Origin of the sequence: Anatilimnocola floriformis (assembly GCF_024256385.1) — a bacterium.
Taxonomy (GTDB): Bacteria; Planctomycetota; Planctomycetia; order Pirellulales; family Pirellulaceae; genus Anatilimnocola; species Anatilimnocola floriformis.
In genome coordinates this window covers 3,918,480-3,934,593 of sequence record NZ_JAMLFW010000001.1, presented here as the reverse complement: position 1 = coordinate 3,934,593, position 16,114 = coordinate 3,918,480, and the positions used below count along the sequence as shown (strand labels likewise).

The 16,114-nt window shown below is 58.3% G+C and carries 13 protein-coding genes; 4 read left to right on the top strand and 9 right to left on the bottom strand.

Annotation, left to right across the window (positions count from 1 at the left end; translation table 11 throughout):
- Window positions 1-2 precede the first annotated feature (2 nt).
- Both ileS and M9Q49_RS15135 read right to left on the bottom strand, forming a co-directional pair.
- Window positions 3-3,473: an isoleucine--tRNA ligase gene (gene ileS, locus M9Q49_RS15140; RefSeq protein WP_254509617.1), complete on the bottom strand. Its 3,471-nt coding sequence runs from the start codon at window positions 3,471-3,473 to the stop codon at window positions 3-5.
- A 105-nt stretch (window positions 3,474-3,578) separates the two neighbouring features.
- A complete protein-coding gene (locus M9Q49_RS15135; protein WP_254509616.1) occupies window positions 3,579-4,100 on the bottom strand; it encodes a hypothetical protein in 522 nt (173 codons plus the stop codon).
- 224 nt (window positions 4,101-4,324) lie between these two features.
- Here M9Q49_RS15135 and phoU point away from each other — a divergent pair, with 224 nt between their 5' ends.
- The 3 genes from phoU to M9Q49_RS15120 are packed head-to-tail and all read left to right on the top strand — an operon-like array spanning window position 4,325 to window position 6,322.
- Entirely contained in the window at window positions 4,325-5,002 is a 678-nt protein-coding gene (gene phoU / locus M9Q49_RS15130) for a phosphate signaling complex protein PhoU (protein WP_254509614.1), read from the top strand.
- A 42-nt stretch (window positions 5,003-5,044) separates the two neighbouring features.
- The gene (locus M9Q49_RS15125; RefSeq protein WP_254509612.1) at window positions 5,045-5,770 is read left to right on the top strand and encodes a response regulator; all 726 of its coding nucleotides are present in this window, start codon (window positions 5,045-5,047) and stop codon (window positions 5,768-5,770) included.
- A gap of 27 nt (window positions 5,771-5,797) precedes the next feature.
- The gene (locus tag M9Q49_RS15120; protein WP_254509611.1) at window positions 5,798-6,322 is read left to right on the top strand and encodes a GNAT family N-acetyltransferase; all 525 of its coding nucleotides are present in this window, start codon (window positions 5,798-5,800) and stop codon (window positions 6,320-6,322) included.
- On the opposite strand, the gene rsmA is transcribed toward M9Q49_RS15120, so the two are convergent.
- Entirely contained in the window at window positions 6,319-7,215 is an 897-nt protein-coding gene (gene rsmA, locus M9Q49_RS15115) for a 16S rRNA (adenine(1518)-N(6)/adenine(1519)-N(6))-dimethyltransferase RsmA (protein ID WP_254509609.1), read from the bottom strand. The two genes, M9Q49_RS15120 and rsmA, sit on opposite strands and share 4 nt — an antisense overlap.
- A gap of 63 nt (window positions 7,216-7,278) precedes the next feature.
- Window positions 7,279-7,875: a riboflavin synthase gene (locus tag M9Q49_RS15110; RefSeq protein WP_254509607.1), complete on the bottom strand. Its 597-nt coding sequence runs from the start codon at window positions 7,873-7,875 to the stop codon at window positions 7,279-7,281.
- Between the two features lie 174 nt (window positions 7,876-8,049).
- Between M9Q49_RS15110 and M9Q49_RS15105 the strand changes: the two genes are divergently transcribed.
- Window positions 8,050-9,003, top strand: coding sequence for a transporter (locus M9Q49_RS15105; protein WP_254509605.1), 954 nt, complete (start codon window positions 8,050-8,052; stop codon window positions 9,001-9,003).
- Window positions 9,004-9,013: 10 nt separating this feature from the next.
- Here the strand turns inward: M9Q49_RS15105 and M9Q49_RS15100 are convergent, their stop codons facing one another.
- From M9Q49_RS15100 to M9Q49_RS15080, 5 genes are all read right to left on the bottom strand, one after another.
- On the bottom strand, window positions 9,014-9,382 hold the full coding sequence (locus tag M9Q49_RS15100; protein WP_254509603.1) for a response regulator: 369 nt from the start codon (window positions 9,380-9,382) through the stop codon (window positions 9,014-9,016).
- A gap of 33 nt (window positions 9,383-9,415) precedes the next feature.
- Window positions 9,416-11,764 (bottom strand): outer membrane protein assembly factor BamB family protein, encoded by a 2,349-nt coding sequence (locus M9Q49_RS15095; RefSeq protein WP_254509601.1) that lies wholly within the window; start codon window positions 11,762-11,764, stop codon window positions 9,416-9,418.
- Between the two features lie 122 nt (window positions 11,765-11,886).
- The gene (locus tag M9Q49_RS15090; protein ID WP_254509599.1) at window positions 11,887-14,169 is read right to left on the bottom strand and encodes an outer membrane protein assembly factor BamB family protein; all 2,283 of its coding nucleotides are present in this window, start codon (window positions 14,167-14,169) and stop codon (window positions 11,887-11,889) included.
- A 258-nt stretch (window positions 14,170-14,427) separates the two neighbouring features.
- Window positions 14,428-15,318 carry an acetyl-CoA carboxylase, carboxyltransferase subunit beta gene (gene accD, locus M9Q49_RS15085; RefSeq protein ID WP_261365060.1) on the bottom strand — a complete coding sequence of 297 codons (891 nt, stop codon included), beginning with the start codon at window positions 15,316-15,318 and terminating at the stop codon, window positions 14,428-14,430.
- A 114-nt stretch (window positions 15,319-15,432) separates the two neighbouring features.
- Complete coding sequence (locus tag M9Q49_RS15080) at window positions 15,433-16,095, bottom strand: histidine phosphatase family protein (protein WP_254509597.1); 663 nt, start codon at window positions 16,093-16,095, stop codon at window positions 15,433-15,435.
- Window positions 16,096-16,114: the final 19 nt, after the last annotated feature.

Below are 16,114 nucleotides of genomic sequence, written 5' to 3'. Positions count from 1 at the left end.
CTCTAATTCTTTCGTACCCACAACCGGACTTTACCACTGCCGAGGTCGATGACGATTTCGGTCGCGCCTGCAAACGGTTCAAATGAAATGGAGTCAGCCAAGGTCTCGCCCGCGATGAACGCTTGATGTTCCTTGATTGCGCCGGCAACATCAGCATCCTCCGCCACGATTCCAATCACAATGCGGTCGGTGTAATCGAGTTGCAAATCCTTCCGCTGATCTTGAATCGCCCGCACCAGGTCGTTGGCAAAACCTTCGCGGACGAGTTCCGGAGTGATTTCGGTCGAAAGCACCACGACCACGCCACGACCTTGAGCAGCTGCCCAACCTGGTTTGGCTTGCAAGCGAACTTGCAAGTCTTCGCCGTCAAGCTTGATCGTTTCGCCGCCGATGGCAAGGTCGACGGTTCCCTGCGCTTGCATCTGCGCGAGCAACTGCCCACCGTCCGCAGCGCCGAGGACCTTTTTGCATTCCGGCAACAGCTTGCCGATGCGCGGGCCGAGGCGTTTGAAGTTCGGCTGGATCTGGTACGTGATGTACTTCGTCGCATCTTCGGCGTAGTCGACTTGCTTCACGTTCAGCTCGTCGCGTAGCAACGCATCGTGCTGTTGCAGCCAGGCTTGATGCGTTTTCGCCGAGAGAATCACTTCGACCTTGGCCAGCGGTTGACGGACTTTCAGTTTGTTGTCCATTCGCGCGCTGCGGCCGAGTGAGGCGATCTCGCGGAGGAGTTGCATCCGCGCGGAGAGCGTTTCATCGACGACTTTTTCGTTGGCCTGCGGATAGTCGGTGAGATGCACGCTCTTCAGCGCGCGATCGCCGAATACGCCGGCCAGATTTTGCCACAGCGTCTCGGCGAGGAACGGCGTGAATGGGGCGATGATCTTCGCCGTCGTCACGAGGCATTCGTAGAGGGTCCAGTAAGCGTCGAGCTTCTCTTGCGATTGCTTGTCGCTCGCCCAGAAGCGATCGCGGCTGCGACGAACGTACCAATTTGACAAGCCGTCGACAAACGCGTTGATCTGCTTGCAGGCTTCGAAGTTGTCGTAAGCATCCATCCGCTCGACGACGGTTGTCAGCGTGCGATTGAGTTCGCTGATCACCCAGCGGTCGAGTTCGCCGCGCTCAGCGATGGGGCGATAGCCCTTCCCCTTGGCGAGATCGGCTGCGTTGAGTTGCAATTCCTGACCGCCAGCAACGCGCTCGCCCGGGTCGAATCCATCAATGTTGGAATAGATGACGAAGAAGCTGTAGCAGTTCCAAAGTCGCAGCAGGAACTCCGGGATCGTGTCTTTGATCGCGCGTTCGCTGTAAAGGATCGAGCTCCAAGGAGCCTGATTGGCAAAGAAGTACCAACGCAGCGCATCGGCACCGAAGGTATCGAAGATGTACTGCGGGCTGCGATAGTTGCGCAGCGACTTCGACATCTTGCCGACTTTGCGGATGAGCTTCTCGCCGTACTTCGCCCGCCCTTCGGCTTCGACCAAATAGATCTCTTTGCTGTTGTCGGGACTTTCCCACCACTCCGACAACATCAGACCGAGCACGATGCAATTCTTGAACGGATGCGGATAAGGTTTTTCTCCCGTCTCTCGTCCCTCGCCTCCCGCACCCTTCCCAAACATCAGCGTGCTGATGGCGAGCTGCGAATAAAACCAACCACGCGTTTGATCGAGCGCCTCGCTGATAAAGTCAGCTGGGAACTGATCGGAGAACTTGTCGGCGTTCTGGTGCGGATAGCCCCACTGCGCAAACGGCATGGCGCCGCTGTCGTACCAGCAGTCGATCACTTCGCCGACGCGGCGCATGTGCGCGCCCTTGGCGTATGGCGAGTCGTAGGTGATCTCGTCGATGTAGGGTTTGTGGACCTTCAGATCGTCCGGCAATTTCGGGTTCGCCGCTTTCGCTTTGTCCCAAACGTCGGTTCCCTTCACGCCGGGCTTTTTCAGCAGTTCTTCGTAACTGCCGACGGCTTCCATCTGGCCGGTTTGCTGACAAACCCAGATCGGCAGCGGCGTGCCCCAGTAGCGCTCGCGTGACAGCGCCCAGTCGACGTTCGATTCAAGAAAATTGCCAAACCGGCCATCCTTGATGTGCTCGGGGAGCCAGTTGATTTTCGAATTGTTGGCCAGCATCTCATCCTTGAACTGGGTCGTCCGCACGAACCAGCTCTTGCGTGGATACTGGATGAGCGGATCTTCGGACGCTCGCCAGCAGAACGGATAGTCGTGGATGTATTGCTCTTGGTGAAAGAGCACACCCTTGGCCTTCAATTCGCGCTGGATGTCCTTATCGCAATCTTTGACCCAGCGGCCTTCGTACTCTGGACACTCCTTGGTGAATTTGCCATCCGGGCCAACCGCGCAGATGAGATGGGGGCCTTCTTCGTCGACAAAGCGTGCTTTCTCGGCAACGAGAACATCAAAGTCGACTTCACCGAAGGCTGGCGCTTGATGCACAACTCCCGAGCCGCTGTCGGTAGTCACGAAATCGGCGGCCACGACGCGCCAAGAGATGGCTTCCTTTGGACCGCTCTTCAGCGTGCCGGTTTGGTTCCCTTGTGTCTTGTAATAGCAGTCATACGGCGGCAGATATCGCTTGCCGAGGAGTTCGCTTCCCTTGCAAGTTTTTTCAACGGTCAGTTCGCGTTTGAGTTTCCCAGCGATCGTTTCCATGAGCGCTTGAGCCATGATGAAGCGCGTGCCGGTTTGGGCATCGAGCACGGTCGCGTAATCCAGCTCCGGATGAACGGCCGCAAACTGATTGCTGGGTAACGTCCAAGGCGTCGTCGTCCAGACGAGCAGCGACGTATCGGTTTTTTTGCCCGCATCATCGAGCAACGGAAACAGCACATACACGCTGGGATCAGCAACTTCGCGATAACCCTGTCCAACTTCACCGCTCGACAGCGCCGTGCCACCCTGAGCCCACCACCACACAATCTTGTGGCCTTGGTAAAGCAATCCGCGATCGAACAGATTCTTCAGCGACCACCACACGCTTTCGACGAACGATTGGTGATAGGTGACGTACGCTTCTTTGAGATTCACCCAAAAGCCGAGGCGTTCGGTCAGGCGTTCCCATTCTTGCATGTACCGCCAGACGCTTTCCTGGCAGCGATGGATGAACGGCTCGATGCCGTAGTTTTCGATTTCCTCTTTCGAGTGGATGCCGAGTTCCTTGCAGACCTCGACTTCGACTGGCAGACCGTGCGTGTCCCAGCCGGCTTTGCGTTCGCAGAAGTAACCGCGCATGGTGCGATAGCGCGGGAATAGATCCTTGATCGCGCGGGTCAAGCAGTGCCCGGGATGAGGCAGGCCGTTGGCCGTGGGCGGGCCTTCGAAGAAGACGAACTTCTTACCGCCGCGCCGCCGGTTGAGCGACTGCTCATAGATGGTGTGTTCCTTCCAGAACGCGAGGACTTCTTCTTCCATCCGCGGAAACGGCGCGCTGGCCGGCACTGGCTGAAACATTGCTGAAAGCAACTCCGGAATAAAAAGGAGGACGGAGTAAACTCCGTCCTGCGATGTGCCAATTTGGATGTGCAACGGAGACGGACCAATCGTCCGTCCTACAACTTACTCATCATCGAAATCGAGATCTTCATCGTCATCTTCATCATCTTCGTCCTTCGATTTCTTCCCCTTGCCCTTGGCGGCTTTGCCTTTTCCCTTTTTGGGCTTTTCTTCTTCTTCCGCGGCTGGAGCGTCAGGATCTTCGGGCAACGCCGGTTCCTCGGCTTCTTCGTCTTCGTCGACGAAATCGCCACCAATCGGCAGCTCGGCATCGTCGGCGGCGAGGTCGTCGTCGCTCACTTCCTCGAGGTCGGCGAGGTCGTATTCGTCTTCGAGCTCTTCTTCGAAGTCGTCATCAAACTCATCGTCGAAATCTTCCTCATCGAAGTCGTCGACCGATTCTTCTTCGTCGGCCATCACCAGGTCGTCGTTCAGGACACCGATTTCGGCTTCCCAGTTCGCGACGTCGTCGGCGGGTGGTGGCGGACAGGCCGGCTCACACACAATCGTGCCGGAATTCGTCAGGTCTTCGACCACCGCAAAGTGAGGCCGGTCGATGGTGCTGGCAGAGTGATCGATGCGCATAGGAGAGTGCTGAAGATAAAGTCGAAAATGCTTGCGTCGTGCTGGCAGAGAAAACCAAACGGACAATTGTACCAACTTTTGCCTTGTCTTGGGGCCGCTTAAAGGATGCAAATAGCCACTTTCGCGGGGGGCTGTGCTTCATCAGATCTTCATTCTATCTTCACAGATTACCTCTCGCCGTACGTCAGACTCTCTTACGGCTCACAGTTGAGCCGGGATGAACAATGAGCAAACATCTGCAGCGCGATATCGACGGTCTCATCAATCGGCTCCTCACCATTTCGTCGATGGTTGAGGAAATGATCGACCGGGCCACCCAAGCCCTCAGCGAACGTCGCTACGACCTGGCCGAGAAGGTAATCAGCTCCGACGACATCGTCGATTCGAGCGAAGTGCATCTGGAAGAGGAATGCCTCAAGATGCTCGCGCTGCACCAGCCTGTGGCCGTCGACTTGCGACGGATTGCCACCGTGCTGAAGGTGAATGCCGATCTCGAACGCATGGCTGACCTGGCCGTGAGTATCGCCAACCGCGCTCGGGCCATTTCCGAGCATCCGGCCTTCGTTGTGCCCGATCGCCTCGGCAAGATGATTGTGCTGGCCACGCAAATGGTGCGCGGCGCGATGGATTCGTTTGTGAATCTCGACGCTGCCGCTGCCCGCCGCATTCTGGCCATGGATCAGCAAGTCGATCAGTACAACTCCGAAATCATCGACGAGCTGCAAACCCGCATGCAAAAGCAGGCCGACCTCGTGCCGGCCGCTCTGCATTGTTTTTCCGGCGTTCGCCACATCGAGCGAATTGCCGATCACGCAACCAATATTGCCGAGGACGTGATTTACCTCGTCGAAGGTGAAATCGTCCGCCACCGGCACCTCAATCTGGATGATTCTCCGTCCTGACGAATTAGTCGACGGATTACACGCAACGAGTAACGCGCACGTATGGCCAAAACGAAGATCCTCGTCATTGAAGACGACCGCTCCCTCAGCGAAGTCGTTTGCTACAACCTTAAACAAGCGGGCTATGAAGTGCTCGCCGCCAGCGACGGCCAGGATGGATTGTTGCAGGCCCAGCTAAAAACGCCCGACATCGTGCTGCTCGATTTGATGTTGCCGGTGATCGACGGCTTGGATGTTTGCCGCCGTCTGCGAGCCGACGCCGCAACTCGCGAAATGCTGATCGTCATGCTCACGGCGAAAGCCGAAGAGTCGGACGAATTGATCGGCTTCTCGCTCGGGGCCGACGATTACGTGACGAAACCCTTCAGCGTGAAGGTGTTGCTCGAGCGGATCAAGGCGCTTCGCCGTCGTCGTTCCGGCGAAGGAGTGCCAGACGAAATCACCAAGCGCCAAGGCGTGACGGTGAATCGCCGTCGCCATCAAGCCTCGATCGACGATCAGCCGTTGCCGCTGACCCGCAGCGAATTTCGGCTGCTCGATACCCTCATCCGTCAGCCCGGCCGGGTCTTTGACCGGACCGAATTGATCGACGCCGCCCTCGGCGAAGACACGATGGTGATGGAACGGACCATCGACGTCCATATCCGCGCCCTCCGCCGCAAACTGGGCGACCATGCTGACGTTATCGAAACCGTCCGCGGCGTGGGCTATCGCTTTCGCGATACCGATCTGCCTGCCGAAGGTGCCGTGAGCGACGAAGACGCGTAGGTTGGACCGAGTGGTACAATCTGGCGCATGATCATTGCGGAAACAGAACGTCTTCGGCTGCGGCAATTTCACATCGTCGATGGCGAGGCGATGGACCGCGTGTTTGGCGATGCCGAAGTGATGCGCTACGGCCGTGGTCCGCAGACGCCGGAATGGGTCCGCACCTGGCTGCGCGGCTGCCTGGAAAATTACCACGCCAAGTGGGGCTTTGGTTTATGGGCCGTGGTCGAGCGTGAGTCGCAGCAGACGATCGGCTACTGCGGCTTGAGTCGCTTCGACGATATCGCGGGACAGCCCGAGACCGAAATTGGTTTTCGCCTGGCAAGGGACAAGTGGGGATGCGGCTATGCGACCGAAGCGGCGGCCGCCGTGCGCGAGTATGCCTTCAATTCGCTCGGCTTGTCGCGGCTGATTGCAATCATCGACCCGCGTAACGTGGCTTCGATTCGAGTCGCGGAAAAAACAGGCCTACGCTTCGAGAAAGATGCGACGTTCAAGGAAGTCGCGGTCAGCATCTACAGCCTTCGTCGCTCGGCAGAATCTGCGAGTTAAGAAGCCCTGCGTTGGCGGAAGGCTTCGCTCAGTTGCTGGATGGTTTCGAGCGGCAACTGTTCCGCACGGACATCGACCGGGAACGCAAACGGCGCGAGGACTTCGTCGACGGCAGGCTTGTCGAGATGTTCCTGCTGCGCGGCGACCAGCCCGCTGCGGAGAAACTTGCGGCGATGCAGGAACAAGCCGCGGACAAACGTGTGGAAGAACTCGAGGTCGGGAATGAGCGCGCGCTTGGCGGCGTTCGGCACGATGTGCACGATGGCCGAGTGAACCTTGGGCCGCGGCCAGAAGACTTGCGGCGGCAGGATGCGGGTGATCTGCAGATCGCAGAGCGATTGCATCCACACGCTCAGCGCGCTGTAGTCTTTCACACCCGGCGGCGCAACCATGCGATCGGCGAGTTCTTTTTGAATCGTCGCAGTCAACGACACCGGCGTCGGCTCGACCATGAGCAAGTTCGAAAGAATCGGCGTGGCTACGTTGTAAGGCAAGTTCGCCGCCAGTTTGAATTGCCGGCCGGGCGTGATGTGCTTGCGAACTTCATCGAGCACGCTGTCAGCGAGATGGTTTTTGTTTCGCAGCGCGTCTTGCTGCAGCAGCGTGATGTTGCCGTAGTTTTCGAGCTCTTCCGAGGCCAGTTGATGCATGCGGGCATCGATCTCGACGGTCACCACGTGGGCCGCATGATCGGCGAGCATCGACGTGAGCGAACCCATGCCGGTGCCGATCTCGAGCATCACGTCGTTCTCGGTCGGAGCGGCTGTTTCGAGCAGCAGGTCGAGCAGGTTGAGATCGATCAAAAAGTTCTGGCCATGCCGCACCTCGGGCCGGATCCCCGCTTCTTGAAAGCGGCGCTGCAGATAAGTAACGGTTTGACGAGTGGAAGGCATGGGGGAAATGCAGAAGTGAAAAGGCAGAACGCAGAAGGGAGACAGGGATTTGGAATCAGGAATTTAGGATTTCAGGAATTCCAGCTGTCGTTGCACGTATTTGGCGAGGAGATCGGTTTCGAGATTCACGGCATCGCCCGGCTTGAGTGCGCCGAGCGTGGTGACCGCGAGCGTGTGAGGGATTAGGGCGACGCTGAAGCTGTCGTTGGTGACTTCGACCAGCGTCAGGCTCACGCCGTCGACGGCGATCGAAGCCTTGGCCGCTAGTTGCCGCGAAAGTTCGCGCGGCAAACGAAACCAGAGGAAAGCCCACGGGCCTTCTTCACGGCGAACATCGAGTGCGCCGAGGCCGTCGATGTGTCCGCTGACGTAGTGGCCACCGAGGCGATCGCCGACTTTCAGCGAGCGCTCGAGGTTCACGCGGCTGCCGGGCTGCAACTTGCCGAGGTTGGTGCGCGAGAGCGTTTCGCTGCCGGCTTCGAACGTCAGCAGATCGTTGTCACGGCGAACCACTGTCAGGCAACAACCGTTGACCGCGATGCTGTCGCCCAGCGCGGCATCGCTGGCCACGAGCGGCGCGCGGAGCGAAAGCTCCACGGCGGCCCCCTGCGGCACGACGGCGGTGATGGTTCCCAATTCTTCCACGAGGCCAGTAAACATGAGTCCATCGTAGCAAAGATCGCCCCGAGTGTCGGGGTGCCGATAGCAGCTGGCGCTAGCTTTTTAGAGTCGTCAAAAAAACAGATTCGCAGGCCTGAAATTAATAGTTTGGCGTTCCACATTGCTCCGAAGTAAGGCAATGAAACTAACGTTGCGAACCTGAGGTCTGTTCCCATGTTGAGAATCCTGCCCGCCGCGAGTCTATCCCTGCTTTGCGTGCTCACGTTGTCACTGCCAGCAATCGCGCGATCGCGCGGACGAGTGATTTCGCTCGAAGAAGCAGCCGAGTCGTCGATCGACCTCAGCGCGGTGCGTTTCATTCAAGACGCCGAAGAGGCGAACGAGCGCAAGACGCTGATGCTCTGGAATTCTAGCGCCGAGCAGATTGGCGGGCCGCCCGGTTGGGACGAACCGCTGGCCAGCGATCGGCCCGACTTCACCGAGGCTTCGTGCACGGTGGGCCGCGGCGTGTGTCAGCTCGAAATGGGTTACACGTACTTTCACGACAACGATGGCGCGACGAGTTTCGATGGCCATTCGTTGCCCGAGATGCTGCTGCGAATCGGCGTGCTTGCCGATTGGTTGGAACTGCGGATTGCTTGGAACTTCGGTCGTGAACAATTGCGAACCGGCGGCGTGGGAATACAAACGTCGGGCTTCGACGATCTGTACGTCGGCCTCAAGCTCGGACTCACGCCACAGCAAGGCATTCTGCCCGAGATGGCACTCATGCCGCAAATGAGCGTGCCGCTGGGAAGCGCGTTCAGCGCGAACCGCGTGTTGCCCGGCGTGAACTGGCTCTACGGCTGGGAGATCAACGACTTCCTGACGACGGCCGGTAGCACGCAGCTGAATTTGTCGGTGGATCCAACGACCGGCAACGAGTACACCGAGTTTGCCCAGTCGTGGACGATCGGCTATTCGCTGGCCGAGAAACTCGGCATGTATACCGAGTGGTTTGTCTTCTCACCCGCCGGCGCCGACACGGCCCGCACCGAACATTATCTCGATGCCGGGCTGACCTATAGCGTGTCGAACAATTTGCAACTCGATGTGCGGATCGGCAAGGGAGTGAGCGCCGCCGCGGTGGATCTCTTCGCGGGGGCCGGGCTCGTATCGCGATTCTAAAAACGAACTCTTACGAGAGAACCGCGCCAAGTCGCTGTTGCGTTTGATCGGTATACAGTTCGCGCTTTCCGAAGCCGGGAAGTGCGCCGGAAGCGACTGCTTGAGCCTGATGCTCGGCGTAGTTGGTTACCATCATCACGGGAATCGAAGACAACTGTGGATCGGCCTTGATCGTCTGAATGATATCGAGGCCGCTGCTGTAATCCTGATCGAGCTGACGATTGACCAGGACCAAATCGAACTGGCCATGGCGGAGCGCATCGAGCGAATCATCCGGCCCATGGCACTGCACGACCTCGGCGGCAAACTGCTTTCGCAGCATGCCGCTGATGAGACCAAAGTCGTGAGAGCAGTTGCCGATATCGAGAATGCGCTTCATGAGACTATCTTGGTTCTAAGGGAATAGGACCGCTTACTTTTCTTCGCCGCCAACTGGTTCTTGGATCGCGAAGACGTGGTCCTTGTTGGCGATATACATCACGCCGTTCGCAATGATCGGCGTGCTGTAGACGCTGTTTAGCATGTTGATTTCGGCAACTGGATCGTGTGGTTCCTTCTTTACTTCGAAGACCGTGATGTCGCCGTCCTCGTCGCCGACGTAGACCTTATCGCCAGCAATCATGGGAGAACCCCAAGCCGCGGCGAGCATGTCGTACGCCCAATAAACCTTGCCGGTCTTGGCATCGATGCAGTGGAACAAACCGCTGAAATCAGGAATGAAGATCAAGCCATCTTTAATCACTGGCGTGCTGATCGCGCGGTGAAACTTCTCGAGGAAGTCGTCGATCTCACCGTTGCCGTCCCAGTCGTACTCGGTGAACTTCCAGACCACGCCGCTGTTGGGGTTATCTTCGATGACATCCCCTTCTTCCTCCACCGCGGCTTGGATCCGCTTGCGAGCGACAGGGTTCTTGGCGGGGTCGCGATTCTTTACGATTTTCTCGCTGATGTCGCCGCGCTTCAGCGGATCGATGCACCAGAAAATACCCAACCCTTCGCCGTGCTCCGGATCCTGGCCGGTGGCGAAATAGACTTTGTTGTCGTAAACCACCGGCGTGCAAATGATGTCGTTTCGCGTGCCGCGGCCACCAAGTTCCAGAATGCTGTCCTTGGGATTGCAGTCAAACTTCCAGAGGAGCTCCGGCTTGCCGTCTTTTCCCTTGTTGGCTTTGAAGCTGTACAGCCAGGCGTCGCCGCCGCCGAACAGAACTTGAGCTTCGCCGCCGAGAATTGCCACCGTGGGCGATGACCATTGACCGTGCAGGATCAGATCGCGCGGGCTGTTGTCGGTCCAATAAACCTCGCCCGTGTTCTTGTCCATGCAGATGAAGCTGGGGGCATCGGGAGCAGGCACGACGAGGTGCGATTCATCCACGCCGTTGCTGCTGTTCACGAAGAGCAAATCGCCCCAAGTCGTGACCGAGCAGCTGCACATGTTGTGCTGGCTCGTGCCGAGATTCTTCATCATGTCGTAAGACCAGATCACGTCGGCTTCGTCTTTGTCGTCAGCCGTCGTGATGCGGAACGCGCTCAAGCGCGGACCAGCGAGCATCAGGTAGAACTCTCGTTCAATGCCGTTCGACTTGGCTTTGAAGTTCCACTTCTTGGCGGGAGCTTTCACTTTTTCGTCGAGCTTCAGCTCGGGATCGGCAGCGTCGAGTTCCGCACCTGCCGTCGCAAAGCGAGCTCGCAAGTCGGCCGAGAGCTTGCCACCTTCGAGTTCTTTCAAGATGCCGCCGAGCTTGTCATCGGCGGCTTCGTCGGCGCGGACGACGTCAAAAATACGGGCCGGTTCGCGAGTGACCGGGCCGTCGTCCTTACCGTCGAGCATCCCTTCGGTATCGAGGCACTTCACTTCGCCGCGGCTCGTTACGAACCACAGGCGGTTCCCTTCGATCATGGGTGAGCAGCAAATACCCATCAGCGGCCAATCGTGAACGCGGCCGGTGTGCAGCTTTTCGCTGCTGTGTTGCCAGAGAAACTTGCCGGTCTTTTCATCAAAGGCCACCAAGCAGCCGAGATCGACATCGGCGGGATAACGCTTCAAATAACCGTTGCTGTTGTTCGTCCCAAGCACCACTTTGCCGTGACCGACGATGGTGTTGCCATACGACTGGCTACCGAGCGTGGCGACCCACTTGATGTTCTTTGCCTTCTTGCTGTCCCAAGCGCCGGTCTTGCGATCGAACTTGCCGGGAGCAAACTCCATGGGCGCCACATCGGTGATCGGCACGTTGTTGCGCATCGAGTTGCCGCCCCACTGACCCCAGTCTCCCTTTTTCATCACGGGATTGTCGGTGAGAACTTTAGGATCGCCGGCGGGCGGGTTAGGAGCGAGCGCCACGACTTGATCCGGCTTCGGCGTTTCCGCCGGCTTGGCTTCTTCAGCAGGCTTTGGAGCCTCAGCAGGTTTAGCCTCTTCGGCGGGCTTCACTTCGGCCGGTTTGACTTCGGCCGGCTTGACTGCTTCAACAGCCTTTTCTTCGGCCTTCTTTTCTTCTTCCTTCTTCAGCCCTTCTTGCGGCGGCATTGGTTCGCCGAGAGTCGGCTTCGGCGGCGGCATATCGACCGGGTCGAGCGGTTTTTCGGTCGGCTTGGGTTTCTCAGCCGGCTTGCGATCGCCTTCGGTGGTGGTGCTACCGGAGTCGGTGGTCAGCGCCGGGCCTGGCTTGTTCGGCTGGCAGCCTGGAATGAAGGTTGCCGCCACCGCGCCCAGAAATAGGCTGCTGAAAATCGCCACCATGGCATTGGTTCGTTGCATCGCGCTCTCCCTACAAAGCACTTTTCATCATTACCCGGCGCGCCGCCGCGGGCGGGTTTGAAATTCAAATTAGTGAGCTCAGAAACAAGTGCTGCTCTTGAGTAGCACCATCGCGAATGACCTTAATTATTCGGTGTCACGGTCACATTGTCGATGAACACTTCCGCATTCGTGGCGTTGCCGAAGAGGCCGGGGGCGCCGACCTTGTTCGGTTGCGGATCGGTCAACTCGAGCGACCATTCGGTCGGCTCCTTATCAGCCCGCTTCCAAACCTTCGCTTTTACCACGGCTTGGCCATCGACATTCGCGGCTTGCAGTTTGAGCGTGTACCAGTTGCCGGGTTCCAACTCAAACTTCTTGGTCGCGAAGTAACGCTTGTCGTGTGAGATCCAACTGCCGATCTGCAGCAGGTTTCGCTCGCCCGAGATCTCGAAGGTATAGCCTTGAGCGATGAGGCCCATGTCAGGCTGTTTCTTGTCGAGTTCGTGCGGCAGCATATCGGCTTGGATGGTGTAGTCGTGCAGATCCGATGGACCGAGCGATGCACGGCTGCGTGTTCCCTTGGGAATAGTCGTGATCTTCGCGAGGAAGCTGTTGCCATCGGGACCCTTGCGGAGCTGATGACGATAGCGAGCACCGATCCAAGTGATTGGAGCATCGGTCAGCCCTTCCATGTCGAACTTCCATGGCAGCGGCGGAATGATGCGAACGCGAGCCCGCGCTTTCAACTCACCGACGCTCGCTGTGACGATGGCTGCGACGTGCTTGGCATCGGTGGCTGCCGTGAACTCACCACCCTCGGTGATCGTACCATTGGCATCAACGGCGAATTTGGCTTCGGTGGTCTTCAGGAACTGACCACGGGCGTTGTAAAGGCGGGCCGTGTACGTTTGCTTTTCGCCCGGCTTGAGCAACAACTCGGCCGGCACGATTTGCAGTTGCGCTGGAGTTTGGTCTTCCGAAACCGGCGACTCTTGCGGTTGCGGCGGCTGCGGATCGGCACCCTTCTTCTTCGCTTTGTCTTCGAAGCAGTAGAGCGCTCCAGTCGTCAAAATATACAGACGGCCGTGCGAAACGACGGGCGAAGCCCAGCATTCGTCACCCTGATTGAAGGTGCCGTTCGTCTTGCCTTTGCCAGTTCGTTCCCAGCCAGTCGCGCCTTTGGTTTCGTCCGGCGTGAGGATGTACCAGCGACCATTTTTCTCGCTGTAGAAGATCTTGCCATCGGCGTATACCGGTGCGCCGAAGTTGATCGTGCCGAGGCCGATCTTCTTACAAACTTCTTCGCCATCTTTGGCATCGAGCACGAAGAGTTTGCCGCCGTCATCGGGGCAGTAAAGGCGGTCTTTCACTTTCAGGATCGAGCTCTTGCCGTCGGCGATTTCGAGCGTCTTCCAAATTTCAGCCGTCTTCGAAACGTTGCCTTCTTGCGTGCCATCGAGGGCTGCAACCGCGCCGACCTTGGTCACATCTGGCGGCGGATTCTCTTCGCTGTGGGCCATGTAAATGACATCGCCGTCGACAGTCGGAGCGAGATTCAAACCGCGCTTCGAGAACTGATATTCCCACACCTTTTTGCCGGTGCGCGGCTGAATACCATACACCCAGCCGTCGCCAGCGCCGGTGATCATCAGCTTCTGGCCCTTGATCACGGCGATGGTCGGGTTGTTATAGATCGTGTCTTCGGGCCGCAGCCGCGTGCTGATGAACCAGCGAACCTGGCCGTTGCGTTTGTCGAAGGCCAGAATGCGATGCGCCGGCTGAGCCATTTCACCCCAACCGATAATCACGCTGCCGAAGATCACCATGTCTTCGCAAATGATCGGGCTGTTGGTGCGACCACCATAGGTTGTGAGCACGCCGTACTGTTCATGCAGCGGAATCTGCCACTGAATTTTGCCGTTCTCGCCATCGAGACACTTGAACAAACCGTTGGCGCCGAGAGCATAGACAAAACCGGTCTCTGGATCGCCGACGACATTCGACCAGCCGACGCGCGTGTCGGGCACATCGCTCGACCACACGTTGTGAATGCTCTCCCACTTCGTTTCGCCAGTCGCTGCGTCGAGGCAGACGATCTTTTCGCACTCTTTGTTCGTGCCTGGATTGTGACGCGTGAGGTAATAGAGTTTGCCGCGCAGCACGACCGGCGTACTGCGACCGCCGAGGTCTTCGCGCTTCCAAGCCAGGTTGCTTCCCGCGCCGCCGCCAGGATTGATCGTGTCTGGCAAACCGGTCTCGCGCGAAATGCTGTTCCACTCTGGTCCACGCCAATACGGCCAGTCGAGCGGATCGGCTTTCGCCGTGGCGTCAGTCTTCGCTTCCTGAGCGGCAGCAAAAGTTGCAGCGAGTGAAGCAATCAACAGCCAGCCGACGAAAAGGCCAACGAAGCCAGAACGTTTCATGATGCACCAGCGAGTCGGAGAGTTGGAAAGGCGGGCTCCGGCCGACGTCGATTTAGAACGACAGACGGCTGAAGGCGATCAACAGTTGTTTCAACACCTTTCAGGATAGCGAGCCGGGCAAGAAGAGCAACCGGCAAAGCACTCGCGCGACGTTACGATTTTGCAGCGAGCGACACTCTGGCAAGCGTAAGAATGAAGGCGAACGTGCGCGCTTCGCGTCAGGCCAGAGTGTTGAAGAACGATGATTTCGAGCGCGGTCTACTTGCCGCAGTAATCAATCGCGCGGGCGATTTCACTCTTCAGTCGAGTGCGCGGCACGATGCGATCGACGAAGCCGTGCTGCAGCAGGAACTCGCTGGTTTGAAAACCCTTCGGCAGTTCCAAGCGGATGGTGGCTTTGATCGTGCGCGGACCAGCAAAACCGATGAGGGCTTTCGGTTCGGCGAACACAAGATCGCCGAGCGAAGCAAAGCTCGCGGCGACACCGCCCATCGTGGGATTGGTGAGGACCGAGATGAACAAACCGCCGGCGCGATCGTAGCGCGCGAGCGCTGCCGAGACCTTCGCCATTTGCATGAGCGACAGGATGCCTTCGTGCATACGAGCTCCACCGCCGGAACCACTGACGATGATTAGCGGCAACTTTTCCGCGGTCGCACGTTCGACGAGACGGGCCAGCCGTTCGCCAACGACCGAACCCATGCTTCCCATGATGAACGCCGAGTCGGTCACGCCCACGGCTACGCGGCGGGCGCGAATCATGCCGCCGCCGGTTACGGCAGCGTCGGTCATGCCGGTTCGTTTTTGTTCGGCGAGTAGGCGTTCTTTGTACGGCTTCGAGTCGGCGAATTGCAGCGGATCGGTCGGCATCAAGTGGGCGTCCCACTCTTCAAACGTCCCTTCGTCGCACAGCTGCTGGACGCGCTCCGGCGCCGAAACGTAGAAGTGGTATTCGCACTGCGGGCAGACGTTGTGGTTCTTCTCCGCTTCCTTCTTATAGATCGACGCGCCGCAGCCTGGGCAGCGCTGCCACAGACCTTCGGGAACGCCGCGCTTGGTCCGCTGCTTCATGGTGCTTTCGGAAGTTTGCGAGGGGACAGGAGAGGAGGCTGCCGGGGCAGTGGTGGAGGTCGGTGCGGAAGAAGCCATGTGTTGCTCCAAAATCAGGTCCGCCGATCAAGGCCGACTATGCGCTTGCCGTGGCAGCATGGCAAGCAAAAAGTTTGTTTCTATCCGAAATGTCGCACATCAAGCGCAGGTTAATCAATATCGGCCAAACAGCAGGCCGGTCATCACGGCTGCTCCGCCACTGACAGCAGCCGAAATGGCAGCAGCCGGTGCCAGCACGACGCGTTGTAACTCTTCTTGTTCGAGATCAATCAGCTGCCAACCGCCGCATTGGCACTCGGCCTTCCACAGGTCGCCGAGCTCGGCAGCCGGGGCCAGAATCTGTTTGACGAGGCTGTAAAACGGTTCGGGCAACACGAGGGCGATGGTGCCGCGGCGATGCTTTCGCACCAGGCGATCGACGGCAACTTTGGCTCGCGCTTGGGCCATGCCCAGGGGTTCGCCTTCGGGCGGGCAAACGGTTTCGGGGTGTTCTTGCAACTGGCGATAAATCCGCGGCTGGGTTTGCTTCAGCTCGTCGACGAGCTTGCCATGCCACAGACCATGATCGACGTTCTGAAAATCGGCAAGCTGCCGCACCTTCATTTTGCGGCTAGTGCCCAGTTGGTTGGCGGTTTCGACCGCACAACGACACGTCGACGAATACAGGTAATCGAACTCAACCGCTTGGACTTCGTTAATCAAACGAGCGGCTTGAGCCGTGCCCACGTCGGAGAGAGGAAGATCGAGAGTTCCCTTGATGCGACCTTGTTCATCAAAGTCGGTCGCAGCGGAACGGATCAACAGGATTCGAACCATACAGGATCGGTATGAGCCT

Coding starts and splice junctions, on each gene's coding strand:
- ileS (WP_254509617.1), bottom strand. CDS start 3,473: ATGTTTCAGCCAGTGCCGGCCAGCGCGCCGTTTCCGCGGATGGAAGAA.
- M9Q49_RS15135 (WP_254509616.1), bottom strand. CDS start 4,100: ATGCGCATCGATCACTCTGCCAGCACCATCGACCGGCCTCACTTTGCG.
- phoU (WP_254509614.1), top strand. CDS start 4,325: ATGAGCAAACATCTGCAGCGCGATATCGACGGTCTCATCAATCGGCTC.
- M9Q49_RS15125 (WP_254509612.1), top strand. CDS start 5,045: ATGGCCAAAACGAAGATCCTCGTCATTGAAGACGACCGCTCCCTCAGC.
- M9Q49_RS15120 (WP_254509611.1), top strand. CDS start 5,798: ATGATCATTGCGGAAACAGAACGTCTTCGGCTGCGGCAATTTCACATC.
- rsmA (WP_254509609.1), bottom strand. CDS start 7,215: ATGCCTTCCACTCGTCAAACCGTTACTTATCTGCAGCGCCGCTTTCAA.
- M9Q49_RS15110 (WP_254509607.1), bottom strand. CDS start 7,875: ATGTTTACTGGCCTCGTGGAAGAATTGGGAACCATCACCGCCGTCGTG.
- M9Q49_RS15105 (WP_254509605.1), top strand. CDS start 8,050: ATGTTGAGAATCCTGCCCGCCGCGAGTCTATCCCTGCTTTGCGTGCTC.
- M9Q49_RS15100 (WP_254509603.1), bottom strand. CDS start 9,382: ATGAAGCGCATTCTCGATATCGGCAACTGCTCTCACGACTTTGGTCTC.
- M9Q49_RS15095 (WP_254509601.1), bottom strand. CDS start 11,764: ATGCAACGAACCAATGCCATGGTGGCGATTTTCAGCAGCCTATTTCTG.
- M9Q49_RS15090 (WP_254509599.1), bottom strand. CDS start 14,169: ATGAAACGTTCTGGCTTCGTTGGCCTTTTCGTCGGCTGGCTGTTGATT.
- accD (WP_261365060.1), bottom strand. CDS start 15,318: ATGGCTTCTTCCGCACCGACCTCCACCACTGCCCCGGCAGCCTCCTCT.
- M9Q49_RS15080 (WP_254509597.1), bottom strand. CDS start 16,095: ATGGTTCGAATCCTGTTGATCCGTTCCGCTGCGACCGACTTTGATGAA.